Origin of the sequence: Streptomyces sp. NPDC086080, from assembly GCF_044540255.1 — a bacterium.
GTDB lineage: Bacteria > Actinomycetota > Actinomycetes > Streptomycetales > Streptomycetaceae > Streptomyces.
In genome coordinates, this window is the sequence record NZ_JBITRU010000010.1 from 1 (window position 1) to 17397 (window position 17397).

The following is a 17397-nucleotide window of genomic DNA, read 5'->3' on the forward strand; positions in this document are numbered from 1 at the left end:
TGGACGAGGGCGGCTACGAGATCGTCCGTCGCGACACCACGCGCCGCGAACATCACGTGACCAACGAGATCGACACCGGCCGGATCGCGGGCGACTTCACCAAATGGCTGGCCGCCCGCACGTTCCAAAACACGGCCTAGTGGGGTTCCTGCGCGTCCACCACGGTCCCGGCGCAGTCCCGACCGCATGGCGTCAACCGCCGAGGGAGGCCTACCCCTGAGGGGGGAAGCTCAAGAGGCTCACTGGACCAGTTCGATGTGGGGATGGTCCGGGGAGGCCGGGCAGACGTGGAGCTGGAGGGTGCAGCCGCCGGCGATGTCGATCATGGTGAAGTTCCAGCGCGGGGTACACAGGGGCAGCAGGGTCGGGTGGTCGCGTTCCCCTTCGGGCATCCAGCTCTCACTGTGGGAGTTCCATTCCGAGGACCCGATGGTGAGGAGCGGAACCGTCTCGGTGCCGCACTCGGGGCAGGGGCGGGGCACGGGGTCGGTGACGCCCCATCTGGTCCAGCCGCCGGTCTTCCATCCGGGTGCGGTGGAGAGGTTGGTCAGGTACAGCTCCTCCGGGTCGTCCGCGTAACTGTTGTACCGCGCCGGGTCGACCGTCTCCCAGCAGCTCTCATCAGCCAGTTGATCCTGCAGTTCCTCGCTCAGTTCCAAAGGGTTGGGGTACTCGGTGACCTGCTCGGGTGAGAGCAGGCACGGCCACGGGAGGTAGTAGCTGGACTGGACGATGGGCGGCTCGGGCGGGGCGTCGAGGACGTCGGTGACGGTGCTGGAGGAGCGCCAGAAGACCGCGGTGCGGGGATGGGGACGCCCCGGGTGGTCGAAGGGGCACCACAGAACCTGGAGGAGGTCGGCTCCTGGCGGGCTCGGAAACGGGACGTCGCGGGCGTACAGCTGGGCGACGGGAAGCATGGCGATAGGGCCGTCGAACCACGGGCTGCCCGCGAGGAGCCGCTCCGCGGTCTCCAGTTCCTCGGGGGTGTACTCGGGTGCCTGAGGATCGCGGCGCTGCCGCTCGGCCGCCACGAGGCGGTTGCGGCGGAAGAGCCGGATGTCGTCCGGGGAGTGGACCTCTCGCGTCGCATGTCTGTTGTGCGGCTCGTCGCAGTGCGGCCACGGCTCGTCGGCGGGCCACAGCGGCGGCCCGCCGACGGAGCTGTCGTGCACGGTCGGCGATCCGGGCCGCGGGTGCAGCCGGGTCGCCGTGCGCGCCAACGGGGCCAGTTGAGGGAAGAGGGCCGTCACGTCGACCGGCCGCGGTGGGGTGGTGCAACTCATGTCGGCTCCCGTTGGCGCAAACTGACTGGTGGTAATCAGTTACCGAGGTTGTCCTGCAGGGTGTTCTGGAACGTGTTGGGAACGTACACGTTGGGGAACAGTTCCTGGGTCGTTCCGTTCGCCCGCTGGATGTGGGCGTTCATCGTCACGGCCACCGGGATGGTGCTGTTCGCGTCCTTGTAGACGGGTGTCACCTCGTAGAAGATCGCGTCGCTCGCGCCGAGACCGGTCGTGGTGCCCTGGATCAGGTCTTGCGCGATCTTCTCGTAGGTCCGCATGCTGGGCGTGCCGGTGTTCATCCCTACCTGCCAGCAGGGTACGAGGTTGAGCCGAGTGGCCTTGCTCGTCCCCTTTCCGCCGAGGATGTTCCCGATGAGATGGCAGCGGGCCAGTTGGGTACCGGGCAGGTGCGCATCCCTGTACGCCTCCGCGTCCTTCCAGCCGGCGATGGGACCGCTGGTCCCGGACCCCTCCTTGGTCTTCTTCCCCAGGCAGGCCTGCGCCCGGGTCGGCCGCACTCCCGACCCGCCCGCCGAATCGGTCTGGTTGAAGAGCGGAACATACTCGCTGGTGTTCTTGAACCAGCCGTCGCCGTTGGGAAGCGCGCCGGCAGGCGGGCTGTCGTTCAGGCAGCTCGCGTGCGGGCCGGTGTCCGGTGTCGAGATCGTCAACTCGAACTGGTCGGCGTCGATCACCCGCTGGTCCGCGAAGCCGTCAGAGAGCTGCGTGTCGGCGAACTGCTTGTCGGCGGCGGGGACATGGGCGCGCACACAGGGACTGGTCGGGTCCAGATCCAGGCTGTTGCCGAAGAAGTAGGTGTCCCATTCGCCGTTGCCGAGGTTGGGGATCACCTCGGCGCACTGGGCGCCGGAGGCACCCCCTTCCTTCGCCTCCCCGAAGGGGAAGTCGGCGCAGGTATCCGTGTCGACGAGTTCCGGCGCGGCCGTGAAGCCCCCACAGGTGGCGGCGGTGCGGTTGGCCACGCCGCTCGTCGACCGGGTCAGCGGGCTGCCCTTCTTCCCCCAGGCGCCGTTGAGGTTCTTCTGGGCCCACGCGTAGGCAGCGACGGCGGCACCCGCGTCCGAACCCGTCGTCTTCATCGACAGTTCGGGCATGATCGACGGAACCGCACAGCCCGCCACCGAGGCGCCCCCGACCGCGTCGTCGCAGCGGATGGTGCGCGGGTTGTCCCACGAGGCGTTCGGGTCCACGGCGGTTGCGCCCGGGGACGTCACGTACATCCTGTATCCGGTGGTGAACGACAGGGCAGCACCCGCCGCCGGGGACGAGCGGTACGTGACGGGGCCGGTGAGGGACTGGCCCACGGTCAGGTCGCCGCCGTACCAGGGGGATGTCCTGGTGGCCGTGCAGCCGGTCGTGCAGGAGGCGCGGAACTTGGCGTTGAGGGCCGGCACCGTGGGGCTGCCACCGGTCATCGTGACGGTGACCTGCTCGGTCCAGGTGGTGGCCTGGGCGGACAGGGTGGCGCTGGTGGAGACGCTGAGGTTGCCGCGGCCGAGTTCCGCGCCGTTGCTGTCGCGGAGGATGTAGGTGACGTTGATGCCGGTCACGCAGTACGAGAAGCGTTCGTAACTGTAGTTGCCGGGGTTGGTGACGTCGCAGCTTCCGGCATCGGCGGCCGCGGTGGTGGAGGCGAGAGCGGTTCGGGTCCTGGCCTTGGCGGCGGCGGAGGCGGGGGCGGGGGTGATCGTCACGCAGGACTCGACGGCACCCGCGCGGCGTTCCCTGGATCCCGGTGCGGTGGCGGTGCACTCCTCATCGGAGCCGGCCGCGAACGTGCTGGTTCTGGTGATCATCGCGCCGGGCGCTGGGGACGTAGTGGTGGGCGCGGCCTTCGCCGTCGCGGGCGGGTCGGCCGCCTGGCTTGTCGCGGCCGGCGTGAGGACGAGGGTCAAGGCGGTGAGGACGGTCAGGACCGTCGAGCGGGCGCGTCTTCGAGGGACGCGCCCGCCGCGTATTCCACGCATGGGGCAGAAACTCTCCGTGAGGGGGGTGGAAGGGGGCGCCGCGTCATTGCGGCGCCCCCGGGAGAAGACGGGGATCAGGCCGCCAAGTCATAGAGCTTGCTGAGGCCCTTGGAGATCGGCGAGACCAGATCCTCGCCAACCTCCGTGATCTTGCCCACGACGGGCTTGACGAGGCCGCCACCGAGCGCCTTGTCGGCCGCGCCCACCCACTTGTAGGCGCCGAACGTGACCAGGCTCAGGCCGGTGCCGACGGCGGACTCCCAGAAGGCGCCGCTGGTGAAGCCGTGTTCGATGCCGGTGAAGAGGGTGCCGAGGGCGCCGGCGCCCGCGGAGACGCCGGCGAAGAAGCCGGCCGCGGCGAGGGCGGGCGGGAAGACAATGGCGGCCAGGCCGCAGCCGGCGGCCAGGAAACCGGCGCCGGTGCTGACCACGTTGGCGGCGTCCGCGTAGAACTGGGCGTCGTTCCACCACTCGTCGGAGTCGCCGTCCGCGGTGCCGTTGGGGTTGACCTGGTTGTTCTTGTCGTTGTCGGCCGGGTCCTGCTTGGCCGCGCGCTGCTCCTCGGCCTTGCGGGCGAGCTCCTTGGCCTTGGCGATCTCCTCGGCCCGCTTCTTGTCGGCGGCGATCTGCTTGGCCTGGGCGTACGCGGTGGCGGCGGCCTTCGCGTCGGCGGAGGCCGCGAGCTCGGCGGCTCGGGCCGCGGCGGCGGAGCGCTGGGCCGCGGCGGAGGAGGCGAGGGCGGAACGGGCCGAATCCACGGCCTTGTTGGCCGAATAGTTGGCCGACCGGGCGGCGCTGCGGGCCTTGGTGGCGGCGTTCTTGGCGGTGTTGGCGGAGGCCTGGGCGGCGGCGGCCGACTTGTCGGCGGCCGCGGCGTGGTCCCGGGCCTGCTGGGCGTAGTTCTCGGCCTTGGCCGCGGAGTCGAGTGCCTTCTGTGCCCACTCCTGGGCCTCGGCGGCGGCCTTCCGGGCGTCGGCGGCGGCCTTCGAGGCGAGGGCCGCCTTCTCCTGTGCCGTCTCCGCGATCTTCGCGGCGGCGGCGATGGCCCCGCGGATCGCGGCCACGTGGGTGGCGGTGTCGTGGTCGAGCTGGGCCGTGCGGTACTGGATGACGGTGATGAAGTTGCGCAGCATCCACGCCGGTCCTTCGAGCGCGACCTCCGCGTACGCCTTCGTGTAGGGGCCCGCGGTGGCGATGAGCTCGCTGGCCCGGACCTGGTCGTCCTCCTTCTGCGCCCGCGGGTAGTCCACGTCGAAGAAGTGGTTGAGCGACTCGGTGGTGTTGTCGTCGAGCGCCTTGTTGGCGGCCTTGATGACGGCCCTGCCCGCACCCTCGGCGATGATCTTGTTGATGGCGACGCGCAGATCCTCGTCCGAGGCGCGCTTCATGCCGATGGTGAGGAAGTCGCCGACGGCCTTGGAGTCGGAGCTCTCCAGCGCGACAGCGGCGGCCGCGGCGACCTTCGGACCGGCGATCGCCGCCACGTGGAGGGTGGTCTCGCGGTCGTCCTGTTCCTGGGCGAGGGCACGGTCGAGGTCGATCCAGGCGTAGACGTCGTCGTCGGAACCGGCCAGGGCGTGCTGGGCGGCCTGCCGGGTGTGGGCCCCACGGGAGTCGATCAGGGCGACCGCGGCCTTGCGGCCCAGGGTCGCGGCCAACGCCATGTCGCCGGAGTACAGCGCTTGTTCGGCGTTCGCGATCGTGTCCAGGGTGTCCTGGGCGGTGCGCTCGGCCATGAGCCGCTTGTCGCGGACGTCGGACAGCTCATTCGCCTCGATGCCGGCGAGCTGCTGGGCCTCCTCGATGGCCTGCTGCTTGTCCTGCTCCAGGGTCTGCGCCTCGGCGGCGCGGGCGTTCTTCTCCACCTCGATGGCGTCGGCGACGGCCTGGGTGGCGATATTGGCGGCCTTCACGGCCGCGTCGGCGTGGGCGGTCGACTTGTTGGCGTAGTCGATGGCCTTGCCCGCGTTGAGGACGGCCTCCTCGGCGGCGGCAGCGGCCTTGTCGGCGTGAGAGGCGGCGGAGTTGGCGGCGTCGCGGGCGGTGCGGGCCGCCTTGGCGGCGGCGGTCGCCAGGGCCTGGGCGGCGGAGGCAGCGTTGGTGGCGCGGTTGGCGGCGCTGTTGGCGATGGCGGCCTGGCGCTTGGCCTCGTCGGCCTCCGCCTTGGCGACGCCGGCCGACACGGCGGCCTGGGCGGCGGCGGAGGCGGCGGCGGCCGAGTTGCGGGCGGCGGAGGCAGCGGAAGCGCCCGCTGAGCTGGCGGCCTCACCGGCGATGGCGGCCTTGTCGGCAGCGGCGGCGGCGCTGCGGGCCTTGGCGGCGGCGTTCCTGGCGGCGACCGCCGCGTTCCTGGCCGCCTCCGTCTTCTGCGCGTCCTTGGAGGCGGCTATCGCGGCGTTGTAGGCCTGGGCTGCTGCGTTGCCCGCCTTCGAGGCGGCCTGGGCGGCGCCGGCGGCCGCCCACGAGGCGCGGCGGGACGCCTGCACCGCCGCGTTGGAGGCGTTGATGGCGTTGCGGGCGGCGTCCGCCGCGCCCTTCGCCGCGCTCGCCGCCTTGCGGGCCGCGGCCCCCGCCTTCTTGACGTCGCTCTGGGCGGCGGCGGCCTCGGCGGCGGCCTTCTCCGCGGCTTCCTTGGCCTTGGCGGCAGCGGTCTCGGCGCGGGCCCCGGCCTCGATGGCCAGGTTGGTCTCGCGCGCGGCGCGCTTGCCCTCGCGCTCGACGACGGCCACCAGTTCCTCGATGGTCGCGGACTCCTGGTCGCGGGCGCGTGCGATGTGCTGGCCGGTCTCGATGAACCACTCGACGTCGGCGGCGGTGCCGCTGAGCGCGCGGTCCGCGTACTTCTGCACCTCCGGGCCACCGGTCATCAGCATGGTGCTGACCTGGACCCGGGTGTCCTCCAGCCGCGCGTCGTACTGCTTGTCGGTGAGGAAGGTGGCGAGCGCCCTCTCGGTGCCGACGTCGAGGGCGGCGTCGGCCTCCCGTCTCACGGCCCTGTCGCCGGTGGACGAGACGATGCTGGTGGCGACCTGGAAGTCCTCCAGAATGGCCGGTTTGAAGCCGTTGGCCAGGAACTCGGCGATCGCCTCGTCGCCGGTCTCCAGGGCGGCGACGGCCTCCCGGCGCAGGCCCTTGCCCGCGCGGTCCAGGCTGCTGACGATCGCGACCCGGTTGTCCTGCACGGTCTGCTGCGGCAGTGTCTCGGCGAGGAAGGTCTGGATGTCGGCGTCCGAACCGTAGAGGGCCGTGGTGGCTGCGGCCTTGACTCCCCTGCCACCGACCAGCCAGGCCCGGACGACCCTGGCACGGTCGGTGTCCGGCAGCGGCACCGGCTCGGGGGTGGTGCCTTCGACGGCAGCGGCGGCGGCCGGCCGCAGGACCGAGGGGGTGGCCGCGACGGCGGTCGTGGCGGCGAGCGCACCGAGCACGCGGCGTCTGCTCCAGAACATCGTCTGCATGGGGAATTCCTCGCGAGAGCTGCTGGGATGAGGCCCGTCACAATCCTGCGGGCAGGACTCGTCACAGACTGCGGCGGGATAGTCACTGGATTGCGATGACCCTATCAACTTGCCTAAGTAGCAACCGAGTTATTTATTCGCCCATTCAACTCGACTGCAATGCAAACATTTATGCATCAGTATCCGGACAATTCCTGCCGACGGCAGCGTGTGCACTCACAGAATCTTCACAACCAGGGTGCTGGACCCGGCCCTTGCTTCGTGTTGACTTGGCAGCATCCATAGAGATGACGCATCGTCATACCTATTGCTGTCGGCGGCAGATGAGCTATTTCAAGTCAACGACATGAACTGCGAACGCGGGGCCTGCTTCGTATGCCTGCGATTTGTTTCGACCTGAGGAAAGCAATGAGGAGAAACGGCACAATGACCCTGCGGCGGCGGAGAAACCGGCTTGCGGCAAGGATTCTCGGTACTGCGGCGACGGGCGCCCTCGCGATCCTCGCGGTGACCACCGGCCTCCCTGAATCGCCCGCCCAGGAGGCGTCCCCCGGGCTTGTCGCGGGCGAGGCCCCCGGCTACGCCGTCGAGGACTACAACTATCCGGGTGCCGACAAGATCCTGGCCGAGAAGAACCTTGTCCTCAAGCGCGGCGACGGCCACATCACACTGGCCGACTGCGCGGCCGGCACCGGACAGCTCGAACTCCTGGCCCGGGACAAGGGCGACAAGATCTGCTTCGACACCGTCGGCGACGAGGGCTGGCTGACCCTGGAGATCCCCGCCGTCTACTCCATCAAGGGCAACGACTACTCCACCACCGTCGACATGACCGTCGGCACCGAGGAGAAGACCTTCGAGATCGACAAGAACACCTGGACCCCGGTGGGCGAGTCCGCGGACCCGGAGGGCCGCGACCACATGCTCGTGGAAATCCGGACGGCCAAGTAGCCGCGTCCGGGACTCTCGCCGCCGCCCTTCCCGGCACCGCACGCCGTTCCCGACCGGTGCGACGGACGCTCGGGAGAGCCGGCGATCCCGTCGACGGCCGGGAGCACGCCCCGGTCCAAATCCACGCGGCGCTCAAGGACGGCGACGGCCGGCGAGTCAATGCCTGCGACCGGGTCACCCGGTGAGGCCACGTGAAGACGGTGACGGTATCGCCCCGGCCTCGGCGCCCTGCACGCCCTGCCCGTGTCCAACACCGTCGTCGGCGGCACCGTCCCCCGGTGACCGCCTACAAGCCCGGCGCGGTGGTCTGCCCGGCGTCGGCACGCGATTCGTCGCGCAGGCACGACAAGCGCCCTGCGCAACACGCGGCACGGCACCCTTCGCTCCTCCACCGGAGGAGCGAAGGACACGACGCCAAGATGTCACTCTGCGAACACCTGGGATGACCATCGGCTACGAGAACGCCAAGAGGGCCGCGACCATCAGGTCGAGGCCCTCGTGAACGTACCGTCCGCTGAGTGTCCGAGGGGGGACTTGAACCCCCACGCCCGATAAAGGGCACTAGCACCTCAAGCTAGCGCGTCTGCCATTCCGCCACCCGGACAAGGTGTCCGCCGCCGCGCCAGGGTGCTCCCCCGCGGCGACATGGACCACCATACCAAGGTTTGGCAGTGCCTTTCACCTGCGTTTTCCGCTCCCGGGTGGCGGTCCGGAACGTGCTCCCCGGATACCGGGCCTTCGGTGATCCAGTGGGCGGCGAGCAGGCCGGAGGCTGCGGTGGGTGGGGCGACGACCGCCGCGTTCGCGGGTCACGGCCGGCGGCGAGGGTCGGGACGCGCGGCCACACCTGCCAGGGCTCCCTTACAATAATCCATGGATTCCTGGAGGATGCCCATGTCCGAGAACACCAAGAGCACGTCGAAGGCGCGCTTGTACGACGCCTTCGCGGTCAGCGGCAAGGCGCTGGCCAGCGGAAAGCGTCTGGAGCTGCTGGATCTGCTGGCCCAGGGCGAGCGCACCGTCGACGCGCTGGCGAGGGCGGCCGGGCTGAACCTGACCACCGCGTCCGCGCATCTGCAGACCCTCAAGCAGGCCGGGTTCGTCGCCACCCGCCGGGAGGGCGTGCGGATCCACTATCGGCTGGCCGGTGACGACGTGGCCCAGCTGTTCGCGCTGCTGCGCAAGGTCGCCGAGGCCCACCAGGCCGCCGTGCCCGCCGCCCGCGACGCCTACCTGGGCGAGGACACCGCCGTCGAGCTCAGCCGTGCGGAGCTGCGGGCCCGGATCGCCGCCGGGGACGTCGTCGCGCTGGACGTACGACCGGTCGAGGAGTACCGGGCCGGACACATTCCCGGCGCCGTCTCCATCCCGGTCGAGGAACTGGCCGACCGGATCGACGAGCTGCCCGAGGACGTGGAGATCGCCGTCTACTGTCGCGGCGAGTACTGCGTGCTGGCCCATGACGCGGTGCGGCTGCTGACCGGCCTCGGACGCCGCGCGATCCGCCTCGACGACGGCATGCTGGAGTGGCGCCTGTCGGAACTGCCCGTCGATGCCTCGGACCTGACGTGACCGGCGCGGGCCGCGGCCTCACGCCGCACCCGGAGCTCGCCGGCGAACCCGCCCACCGGGACCCCCTGGACACGACCACCGGGTCCGTCGACGCGCCGTCCGCCGGTAGCGCGACCGCTCACCGCAGCTCCGGAAGAGAGATATGACCAGCACCGCGCGCACCGGTACGACGGCCTCCCCGTCCGACCCCGCCCAGGTCCAGCCCAGAACCCTGCGCGTTCTGGTCACCTCCCAGATCCTCAGCGGCGCCGGTCTCGCCGCCGGCGTCACCGTCGGCGCCCTGCTCGCGCAGGACATGCTCGGCTCCACCAGCCTCGCCGGACTGCCCAGCGCCCTGTTCACCGCCGGGTCCGCACTCGCCGCGATCGCGGTCGGCCGGATCTCCCAGGCCCGCGGCCGACGTCCCGGACTCGCCGCCGGGTACCTCACCGGAGCCATCGGCTCGGCCGGCGTGATCATCGCCGCGGTCCTGGACAACCCGGTCCTGCTGTTCGTCGCCCTGTTCGTCTACGGCGCGGGCACCGCCACCAACCTTCAGGCCCGCTACGCCGGAGCCGACCTCGCCGCCCCCGGCCACCGGGCCCGCGCGGTCTCCACGGTCCTGGTCGCCACCACCCTCGGCGGCATCGCAGGACCCAACCTCGCCGCCCCCACCGGCACCCTCGCCGAACACCTCGGCGTCCCCGGCCTCGCCGGACCCTTCATCCTCTCCGGCACCGCCTACGCCCTGGCCGCGCTCGTCCTCACCGTCTGGCTACGACCCGACCCGCTGCTGCTCGCCCGCACCCTCGCCGCGGCACGGGACGCCGAGGCCGCCGCCGGCCGGTCCGGCACCGATGCCGGGGGCACGCGAACCCGCCGCGGAGACGTGGTTCTCGGCGCGCTGGTCATGATCCTCACCCAGCTCGTCATGGTGGCGGTCATGACGATGACACCGGTCCACATGGACGACCACGGCCACGGCACCGCCGCCTCCGGACTGGTCATCGCCATCCACATCGGCGCCATGTACCTGCCCTCCCCGCTGACCGGGTGGCTCGTCGACCGCTACGGCCCCATGAAGGTCGCCGCCTCCGCCGGCCTCACCCTCCTGGCCTCCGGCGTTCTCGCCGCCGCCGCGCCCGGCGAGTCCGTCGCCCTCCTCGCGCTCGCGCTCGCCCTGCTGGGACTGGGCTGGAACTTCGGCCTGGTGGCCGGCACCGCGATCATCACCGAGACCGTCCCCCTGGCCACGCGTGCCAGGACCCAGGGCCTGGTCGATGTCTCCATCGCCGTCGCCGGTGCCACCGGCGGCATGGCCTCCGGCCTCATGGTCTCCGCCGCCGGCTACCCCGCCCTCGCCCTGACCGGCGGCATCCTCTCCCTCGCCCTGCTGCCCGCCGTCGCCGCGAGCGCCTACCGTCGGTGAGCACCGTGGCCCCGGGCAGCCGCCGGCGCTCCCGGCCGCACGCACCCCCGCGGTGCGTCGGTGCGGCGGCGGCCCTTCCCGCGGCACGCACGGGAGGGCCGCCGCCGTACGGGCGGACACGGCCCGGGCGTGTCCCCTAGCGGCGCCGCTTGCGCAGGGCCGCCATGTTGTCGTAGCTGATCTTGGCCTCGCGCAGCGACTGCGCGGGGTCGGTGGCGCTCGGGGAGTTGTCGTCCTCGACCATCGGGTTGTGGTAGTTCCGCTCCCCGACCCGGGAGAAGAACGTCGTGTAGTCGATGTCGCCGGTGCCGAAGGGCACCATGTCCCAGCCCATGCCGTTGGTCGTGTCGACGACGCCGTCCTTGGCGTGGAACAGCGGGTAGCGCTTGTTGTGGCGGGCGACCAGGCCGGCGGGGTCGAAGACGTTCCTGCGCGTGGAGCCGTCACGGGCGGTGTACGTGTGGAACTTGTACTGGGCCACGTGCGCCCAGAAGATGTCCATCTCCAGCCAGACGAGCCTCGGGTCGGTGATCTTCAGGAAGTACTCCAGCTTCCGGATGCCCGAGCTGCGGGTGGGCCGGCCCTGGTCGTCCAGCGGACCGCTGTCGAGCAGGAAGCCGTAGGCGCTGTCGTGGTTGTGGGTGTAGAGCTTGATGCCCTCACGGCGGGCGATCGCACCGAGGGCGTTCCACTTGTCGGCGGCCACGTCCCAGTCGGCGCGGTAGGAGCTGCCGGTGGGGTCGCCGCCGGTTCCCATGTGGTCCATGCCGAGGATGTTGGCGATCTCCAGGTGCTTCTTGAAGGTGTCCGTGTCCGCCGTGGTCAGCGGCCAGGAGGGCGGGATGAAGCCGTGGTTGCCCTGGGCGCGCAGCCCGTAGTCGTCGAGCCAGCGGCGCAGCAGCTTCGCGCCCTCGACGGTTTCCAGGTTGTCGCCCCCGGGGGCGTTGGCGTGCTGGCGGTAGCCGGCGAACTCCACCTGGCGGTAGCCGTGGCGGGCCAGCTGCCTGAACACCTCGCGGAAGCCGGAGGGCAGGTCGCTCGCGAGGGGGTCGCGGGCGGTGGCGTCACGGACGGTGTAGAGGATGATGCCGCGCTTGTGCGGCGGGACGAGTACGTGTCCATGGCCGTGGCCGTGGCCGTGGCCGTGGCCGTGGCCGTGGCCGTGGCCGTGGTCTCTGTCGCGGTTGTGGGCCAGGGCGGGGGACGCGCCGAGGACGGGGGCCGCGATGGCTCCGGCCGCCACGGCGGTGCAGGTGCTGAGGAAGCGGCGCCGGCCGACGCCGAGGCTGCGGCGCAGTCTCTCGTCCGTGGTCCCTGCGGCGTCGGTACGTGAAGGATCGGAGAACTGGGTCACGAGGGGCCTGCCTTCTGCGGTCGTGGGCGGTCCCGGAGCCGCCGGGACCGGCCGTTGTCAGTGTCGTGTGTTTCACTCTCGGTAGTCGGACAGCGGTGGCCGTGCGTGGTGCGGTGTCAGCCGAGTCCGGCGAGCCGGAGCAGGAGTTGTTTCACATCGGTGGCCGCGACGCGGTCGCCGAGAGCGCGAGGGGTGGAGCAGATGAGGAGCGGACCGTCGTCGTCGCTCGCGGGGAGGCGGCCGTGGCTGCCCCGAACAGGTGAGGGGTCCAGAGGCACGACCGCCATGCGGTAGCGCATGCCGAGCTTCTTGCGCGCCAGTGCGGTGGCCGCCTTGACCTTGACATAGGGGTCGAGGGGGTCCATGAAGAGTTCGACCGGGTCGTAGCCGGGTTTGCGGTGGATCTCGACCAGCTGCGCGAAGTCGGGCGCGCGGGCGTCGTCGAGCCAGTAGTAGTAGGTGAACCAGGCGTCGGGTTCGGCGACGGCGACGAGTTCGCCGGCGCGCGGGTGGTCGAGGTGGTGGGCCTTCTTGCCCTCGTCGTCGAGGAGTCGCTCGATGCCGGGCAGCCCGTCGAGGGCGGCGCGGGTGGCGTCGAGGTCCTCGGGGCGGCGCACGTAGACGTGGGCGAGCTGGTGGTCGGCGACCGCGAAGGCGCGGGAGGCCATCGGGTCCAGGTACTCCATGCCGTCCTGGGTGTGCACGTCGAGCAGGCCGGCGCGGCGAAGGGCGCGGTTGATGTCCACGGGCCGGGTCACCCGGGTGATGCCGTACTCGGACAGGGCGACGACGGTTCGGCCCTCGGCGCGGGCGTCGTCGAGGAGCGGGGCCATGGCGGTGTCGAGGTCGGCGGCCGCCTTCAGGGAGCGCGGGTCGTCGGGTCCGAAGCGCTGCAGGTCGTAGTCGAGATGAGGGAGGTAGCAGAGCGTCAGGTCGGGGTGGCGGGTGCGCGTGATGTGGCGGGTGGCGTCGATGATCCACTGGCTGGAGACCAGGTCGGCGCCGGGGCCCCAGAAGTGGAAGAGGGGGAAGGTGCCGAACTTCTCGGTGAGTTCGTCGTGCAGGGCGGGCGGCCGGGTGTAGCAGTCGGGTTCCTTGCGGCCGTCGGCGTAGTAGACCGGGCGGGGGGTGACGGTGATGTCGGTGTCGGCGCCCATGGCGTACCACCAGCAGATGTTGGCGACGGTGTAGCCGGGGTGGGCGCGGCGGGCGGCGTCCCAGAGCTTGTCGCCGGCGACGAGGCCGTTGTGCTGCCGCCACAGGAGGACGTCGCCGAGCTCGCGGAAGTACCAGCCGTTGCCGACGATGCCGTGCTCGGAGGGGGTGGTGCCGGTGAGGAAGGTGGACTGGGCGGCGCAGGTGACGGCGGGCAGGACGGTGCCGAGCGGGGCCCGGGAGCCGGACTGGCCGAGCGACTTGAGATGGGGCATGTGGTCGAGGAGACGGGGGGTGAGGCCCACGACGTCGAGGACGAGCAGGGGCGTGGGGTCGCTCATGGGAGTTCCTTCAGGCCGAGGTCCGTCAGGAGGTCGCGGGCCAGGGTGAGTTCGGCGGCGATTCCGTCGGCGAGCTGGGCGCGGCCGCGGGGGCGCAGGTCGGGCGGGAGGGCCTGCCAGGTGTAGGTCTCCACCTCGAGGTGGTGGGTGAGCGGGCGCGGGCCGCCGACGAGACGGGTCAGGACGGATGTCAGGACGGGGAGGGTGGAGGTGAGGGGTGCGGTGGGGGCCGCGTGCAGGGGGACGTGGAAGTGGGCGCGCCAGGGGCCCGCGTCGGGCAGGGTGTCGCCGGCCAGGGCCTCGTCGAGGTCGTCGGTGCCGCGCAGGCCGGCGGCGGTGGAGGTGCGGGTCTGGTGCAGGAAGCGGGGTTCGGCGAAGGCGGCCAGGGCGTCGCGGACCTCGGGGAGGTGGGGCTGTTCGGCGTGCAGTGCGGCGGAGAGCTGGGACTTGACCACGGGGACGCCGGCCCGGGTGAGGTCGTCCAGGGCGGTGTGCGGGTCTTCGAAGGAGGTGGCGAGGTGGCAGGTGTCGACGCAGATGCCGACGCGGTCGTGGCCGATGGCGGTGAGCGGGGCGATGGCGTCCCGGGTGGTTTCGACGACGCAGCCGGGTTCCGGTTCCAGGGCGACCCGGATGGAACGTCCGGTCAGTTCGTGGAGTGCGTCGAGGCGGTCGGCGAGGGTGCGCAGGGCGGTGCGGGCGGTCTCCGCGCGCTGTTCGTCGTAGGTGGTGCGCCAGGCGAGGGGCAGGGTGGAGATGCTGCCGTCGGTGACGTCGTCGGGGAGCAGTCCGGCGAGCACCCGGGCCAGGGCGGCGGTGTGCTCCAGGCGTTCGGGGTCGGCCCAGTCCGGCTTGTAGACGCGGTACTTGACCTCCTCGGCGCCGAAGCCCTCGTAGGGGAAGCCGTTGAGGGTGACGACCTCGAGGCCGCGCCGTTCGAGTTCGCAGCGCAGTCCGCGCAGGGCGGCGGGGTCGGTGACGAGGGCGTGCGCGGCGTCCTTGGCGAGCCACAGGCCGATGCCGAGCCGGTCCCGGCCGAGGCGACGGCGGACGGGCTCGCAGTGGTCGCGGAGCTGGGCGAGCACGCCGTCGAGGGTCTCGGCGGGGTGGACGTTGGTGCAGTAGGCGAGGTGGACGACGGAGCCGTCGGGATGGCGGAAGCGCATGCCTCACTCCTCCGTGGCGGAGGCACCGGCCGGCCGGGGTTCGTCTCTGGGGGCGCCGCGCAGGACGGAGTTGCCCTCGTGGGTGGCGTCCGTCGCGGTGACATCGAGGTTCAGGCGGCCGCTGAGCCCGTAGAAGGCGACGGGGTTGCGCCACAGCACCCGGTCGACGTCGTCCTCGGTGAAGCCCTCCGTGAGCATCAGGTCGGCGACCTTGCGGGTCTTGAGCGGGTCGCTCCTCCCCCAGTCGGCGGCGGAGTTCACCAGGACCTGTTCGGGGCCGTAGGCGCGCAGGATCGCGACCATCCGCTCCTCGTCCATCTTGGTGTCCGGGTAGACGGAGAAGCCGAGCCAGCAGCCGCTGTCCTTGGCCTCCTTGACCGTGGTCTCGTTGAGGTGGTCGACCAGGACGCGGTCCATGGGCAGCGCGGACTCGCGCACGACGTCGAGGGTGCGGCGCAGGCCGGCGAGCTTGTCGCGGTGCGGGGTGTGCACCAGCGCGGGCAGCCCGTGGTCGGCGGCGAGCTGCAGCTGGGCGGCGAAAGCGGCGTCCTCGGCGGGGGTCATGGAGTCGTAGCCGATCTCGCCGACGGCCACCACGTTGTCCTTGACGAGATACCGGGGCAGTTCGTCGAGGACGGGGGTGCAGCGCGGGTCGCCCGCCTCCTTGGGGTTGAGGGCGAGGGTGCAGTGGTGGGCGATGCCGTACTGGGCGGCGCGGAACGGTTCCCAGCCGAGGAGGGAGTCGAAGTAGTCGAGAAAGGAGGCCGGGGAGGTGCGGGGCTGGCCGAGCCAGAAGGCGGGTTCGACGACGGCGCGCACGCCCGCGGCGTACATGGCCTCGTAGTCGTCGGTGGTGCGGGACGTCATGTGGATGTGGGGGTCGAAGATGCGCATCAGGACTCCTTGCCGTGGGGGTGGCCGCCCGGGTGCTGAGGATCGCCCGTGCCCTGCGCCGGGGAGGCGGTGGCGGACCCGGTCAGGGCCAGGACGCGGTGCAGGTCCTCCGGGACGGAGCGGCCGGCTGCGGTGCGCTCCGCGGCGTAGTCGCCGAGCATGCGGGCGAGTTCGGCGTCGCCGGCGGCGCGCCGGGCCAGGTCCGCCACCTGGTCGAGGGCGACACCGGTGAAGAGGCACTTCAGTACGGCGTGCCGCCAGGCGTGGGCGTCCAGGTGGCGGGCGCCGTAGGCGCCGAGGGCGGCGGCGACGAGCCGGGTGTCGTTGGTGCGCAGCGCGTCCTCGACGAGCGGGAGCGCGTCGTCGCCGGGGAGGAGGTGGGGCAGGGCGTGCAGGACGGCGCGGCGTTCGTCGGCGGTGCCCTGGTGGTAGACCCGGGTCAGCGCGTCCGCGTCGGCGCGGGCCGCGTGCAGGATGAGGACGCGGGCGGCGTCGGCGTGGGCGGGCCCGCAGCGGCGGCCGGCTTCGGCCAGGCGCAGTTCCCACACGGAGATGGGCCCGTGGGTGCCCGGGTGTGCGGAGGCCTCGTCCAGGGCTTGGTCGAGCCAGGCGCGGGCGGCTCCGTCCAGCCGTTCGGTGAGACGGCTGTGCAGCTCGGCGGGCGGGGTGAGGGCGGGGGTGGTGCCGTCACCGGCGGTCGCCGGTCTTGCGGGGGTGTCTGCCTCCGGGGTGGCCGGGGTGGCATGGGGGCGGGTCATGGGGTGGTGCTCCCTTCGGGGATGGCGGAGGGATCGCCGTGCGGTGGGACGGGGACGGTGGGGGTGGTGGCCGCGGCGGCTGAGGCGGCCGCGGAGGCGGCTGCCCGGCGGAGGAACGGGAGGGAGTGTGCGGCGAAGTGTGGGCCCGCGTGGGAGTGCCGGGGCAGTTCGACGACGGTCAGGCCCTGGTATCCGGTGGCGGCGAGGGCCGCGAGGAGGGGCGGGAAGTCGATCTCGCCGTCACCGAAGGGGAGGTGTTCGTGGATGCCTCGGCGCATGTCCTCGATCTGGACGTGGCGCAGCCAGGGGGCGGCCTCACGCACGCAGTCCTCGGGAGGGAGGGGTTCGAGGCACTGGCAGTGCCCGAGGTCCAGGGTGAGGCCGAGGGGCTCGGGGTCGCCGAGCGTGCGGCGCAGGTGGTGGAAGTCGGCGAGGGTAGCGAGGAGATGGTTGGGTTCGGGTTCGACGGCGAGGGGGACGCCGGCGGTGGTGGCGGCGTCGAGGACGGGGGTGAGGGTGTCGGCGAGGCGTTTCCAGGCGGTGTCCTCGTCGGTGCCGTCGGGGACGGTCCCGCTGAAGCAGTGCACGGCGTGCGCGCCGAGGTCGGCGGCGACACGGACCGCGCGGAGGAGGAGGTCGACGCGGCGGGCGCGGTCGTCCGGGTCGGGGTCCAGCAGCGAGGGGCCGTGCTTGCGGCGGGGGTCGAGCACATAGCGGGCGCCCGTCTCCACCGTGACGCCGAGGCCCAGCTCGTCAAGCCGGTGTGCGACCCGGCGGGTGCGGGCGGCGAGGTCCGGGGCGAGGGGGTCGAGGTGCATGTGGTCGAGGGTCAGGCCGACGCCGTCGTAGCCGAGATCGGCGAGCAGGGCGAGGGCGTCGTCGAGACGGAGGTCGGCGAGGCCGTTGGTGCCGTAGCCGAAGCGGAGGGGGGTTGGGGCGGGCCCCGTCCCGTCCCGACCCTCCTGCCCGGCCGGCCCCACGCCCCCGTCCGGGCCCGCGCCCAGGGCGAGGGTCGCGCCGACGTCCCGGCTCGTGCCGGGGACCGGGACCGCGCCCCGGCTCACACCCC

Annotated in this window: 12 protein-coding genes and 1 tRNA gene; 3 read left to right on the forward strand and 10 right to left on the reverse strand. The window is 71.9% G+C overall.

What is annotated here, in order from left to right:
• Positions 1 to 239 precede the first annotated feature (239 nt).
• The 3 genes from ACIF9R_RS14645 to ACIF9R_RS14655 form a co-directional block, all read right to left on the reverse strand.
• Positions 240 to 1283, reverse strand: coding sequence for a hypothetical protein (locus tag ACIF9R_RS14645; protein WP_399979123.1), 1044 nt, complete (start codon positions 1281 to 1283; stop codon positions 240 to 242).
• A gap of 35 nt (positions 1284 to 1318) precedes the next feature.
• Positions 1319 to 3271 (reverse strand): DNA/RNA non-specific endonuclease, encoded by a 1953-nt coding sequence (locus ACIF9R_RS14650; RefSeq protein ID WP_399979126.1) that lies wholly within the window; start codon positions 3269 to 3271, stop codon positions 1319 to 1321.
• Positions 3272 to 3345: 74 nt separating this feature from the next.
• The gene (locus ACIF9R_RS14655) at positions 3346 to 6729 is read right to left on the reverse strand and encodes a hypothetical protein (RefSeq protein WP_399979128.1); all 3384 of its coding nucleotides are present in this window, start codon (positions 6727 to 6729) and stop codon (positions 3346 to 3348) included.
• 426 nt (positions 6730 to 7155) lie between these two features.
• Between ACIF9R_RS14655 and ACIF9R_RS14660 the strand changes: the two genes are divergently transcribed.
• Positions 7156 to 7680 carry a hypothetical protein gene (locus ACIF9R_RS14660; RefSeq protein ID WP_399979131.1) on the forward strand — a complete coding sequence of 175 codons (525 nt, stop codon included), beginning with the start codon at positions 7156 to 7158 and terminating at the stop codon, positions 7678 to 7680.
• 519 nt (positions 7681 to 8199) lie between these two features.
• Here the strand turns inward: ACIF9R_RS14660 and ACIF9R_RS14665 are convergent.
• A tRNA-Leu gene (locus tag ACIF9R_RS14665) sits at positions 8200 to 8284 on the reverse strand.
• Between the two features lie 290 nt (positions 8285 to 8574).
• Between ACIF9R_RS14665 and ACIF9R_RS14670 the strand changes: the two genes are divergently transcribed.
• Both ACIF9R_RS14670 and ACIF9R_RS14675 read left to right on the forward strand, forming a co-directional pair.
• The gene (locus tag ACIF9R_RS14670; RefSeq protein ID WP_399979133.1) at positions 8575 to 9252 is read left to right on the forward strand and encodes an ArsR/SmtB family transcription factor; all 678 of its coding nucleotides are present in this window, start codon (positions 8575 to 8577) and stop codon (positions 9250 to 9252) included.
• A gap of 142 nt (positions 9253 to 9394) precedes the next feature.
• Complete coding sequence (locus ACIF9R_RS14675) at positions 9395 to 10660, forward strand: MFS transporter (RefSeq protein ID WP_399979135.1); 1266 nt, start codon at positions 9395 to 9397, stop codon at positions 10658 to 10660.
• 136 nt (positions 10661 to 10796) lie between these two features.
• On the opposite strand, the gene ACIF9R_RS14680 is transcribed toward ACIF9R_RS14675, so the two are convergent.
• The 6 genes from ACIF9R_RS14680 to ACIF9R_RS14705 all read right to left on the reverse strand — a co-directional run bounded on the left by ACIF9R_RS14680 (position 10797) and on the right by ACIF9R_RS14705 (position 17308).
• A complete protein-coding gene (locus ACIF9R_RS14680; RefSeq protein WP_399979137.1) occupies positions 10797 to 12014 on the reverse strand; it encodes a sugar phosphate isomerase/epimerase family protein in 1218 nt (405 codons plus the stop codon).
• Between the two features lie 116 nt (positions 12015 to 12130).
• Positions 12131 to 13510, reverse strand: coding sequence for a nucleotide pyrophosphatase/phosphodiesterase family protein (locus tag ACIF9R_RS14685; protein WP_399979140.1), 1380 nt, complete (start codon positions 13508 to 13510; stop codon positions 12131 to 12133).
• Positions 13507 to 14676 carry a metabolite traffic protein EboE gene (gene eboE / locus ACIF9R_RS14690; protein ID WP_399979143.1) on the reverse strand — a complete coding sequence of 390 codons (1170 nt, stop codon included), beginning with the start codon at positions 14674 to 14676 and terminating at the stop codon, positions 13507 to 13509. Before eboE ends, ACIF9R_RS14685 begins: the two co-directional genes overlap by 4 nt.
• A 3-nt stretch (positions 14677 to 14679) precedes the next feature.
• Complete coding sequence (locus ACIF9R_RS14695) at positions 14680 to 15570, reverse strand: TatD family hydrolase (protein WP_399979145.1); 891 nt, start codon at positions 15568 to 15570, stop codon at positions 14680 to 14682.
• Complete coding sequence (locus ACIF9R_RS14700; RefSeq protein WP_399979147.1) at positions 15570 to 16328, reverse strand: EboA domain-containing protein; 759 nt, start codon at positions 16326 to 16328, stop codon at positions 15570 to 15572. The genes ACIF9R_RS14695 and ACIF9R_RS14700 overlap by 1 nt, the downstream gene beginning before the upstream one ends.
• On the reverse strand, positions 16325 to 17308 hold the full coding sequence (locus ACIF9R_RS14705) for a sugar phosphate isomerase/epimerase family protein (RefSeq protein ID WP_399979557.1): 984 nt from the start codon (positions 17306 to 17308) through the stop codon (positions 16325 to 16327). The genes ACIF9R_RS14700 and ACIF9R_RS14705 overlap by 4 nt, the downstream gene beginning before the upstream one ends.
• Positions 17309 to 17397: the final 89 nt, after the last annotated feature.

Coding starts and splice junctions, on each gene's coding strand:
- ACIF9R_RS14645 (WP_399979123.1), bottom strand. CDS start 1,283: ATGAGTTGCACCACCCCACCGCGGCCGGTCGACGTGACGGCCCTCTTC.
- ACIF9R_RS14650 (WP_399979126.1), bottom strand. CDS start 3,271: ATGCGTGGAATACGCGGCGGGCGCGTCCCTCGAAGACGCGCCCGCTCG.
- ACIF9R_RS14655 (WP_399979128.1), bottom strand. CDS start 6,729: ATGCAGACGATGTTCTGGAGCAGACGCCGCGTGCTCGGTGCGCTCGCC.
- ACIF9R_RS14660 (WP_399979131.1), top strand. CDS start 7,156: ATGACCCTGCGGCGGCGGAGAAACCGGCTTGCGGCAAGGATTCTCGGT.
- ACIF9R_RS14670 (WP_399979133.1), top strand. CDS start 8,575: ATGTCCGAGAACACCAAGAGCACGTCGAAGGCGCGCTTGTACGACGCC.
- ACIF9R_RS14675 (WP_399979135.1), top strand. CDS start 9,395: ATGACCAGCACCGCGCGCACCGGTACGACGGCCTCCCCGTCCGACCCC.
- ACIF9R_RS14685 (WP_399979140.1), bottom strand. CDS start 13,510: ATGAGCGACCCCACGCCCCTGCTCGTCCTCGACGTCGTGGGCCTCACC.
- eboE (WP_399979143.1), bottom strand. CDS start 14,676: ATGCGCTTCCGCCATCCCGACGGCTCCGTCGTCCACCTCGCCTACTGC.
- ACIF9R_RS14695 (WP_399979145.1), bottom strand. CDS start 15,570: ATGCGCATCTTCGACCCCCACATCCACATGACGTCCCGCACCACCGAC.
- ACIF9R_RS14700 (WP_399979147.1), bottom strand. CDS start 16,328: ATGACCCGCCCCCATGCCACCCCGGCCACCCCGGAGGCAGACACCCCC.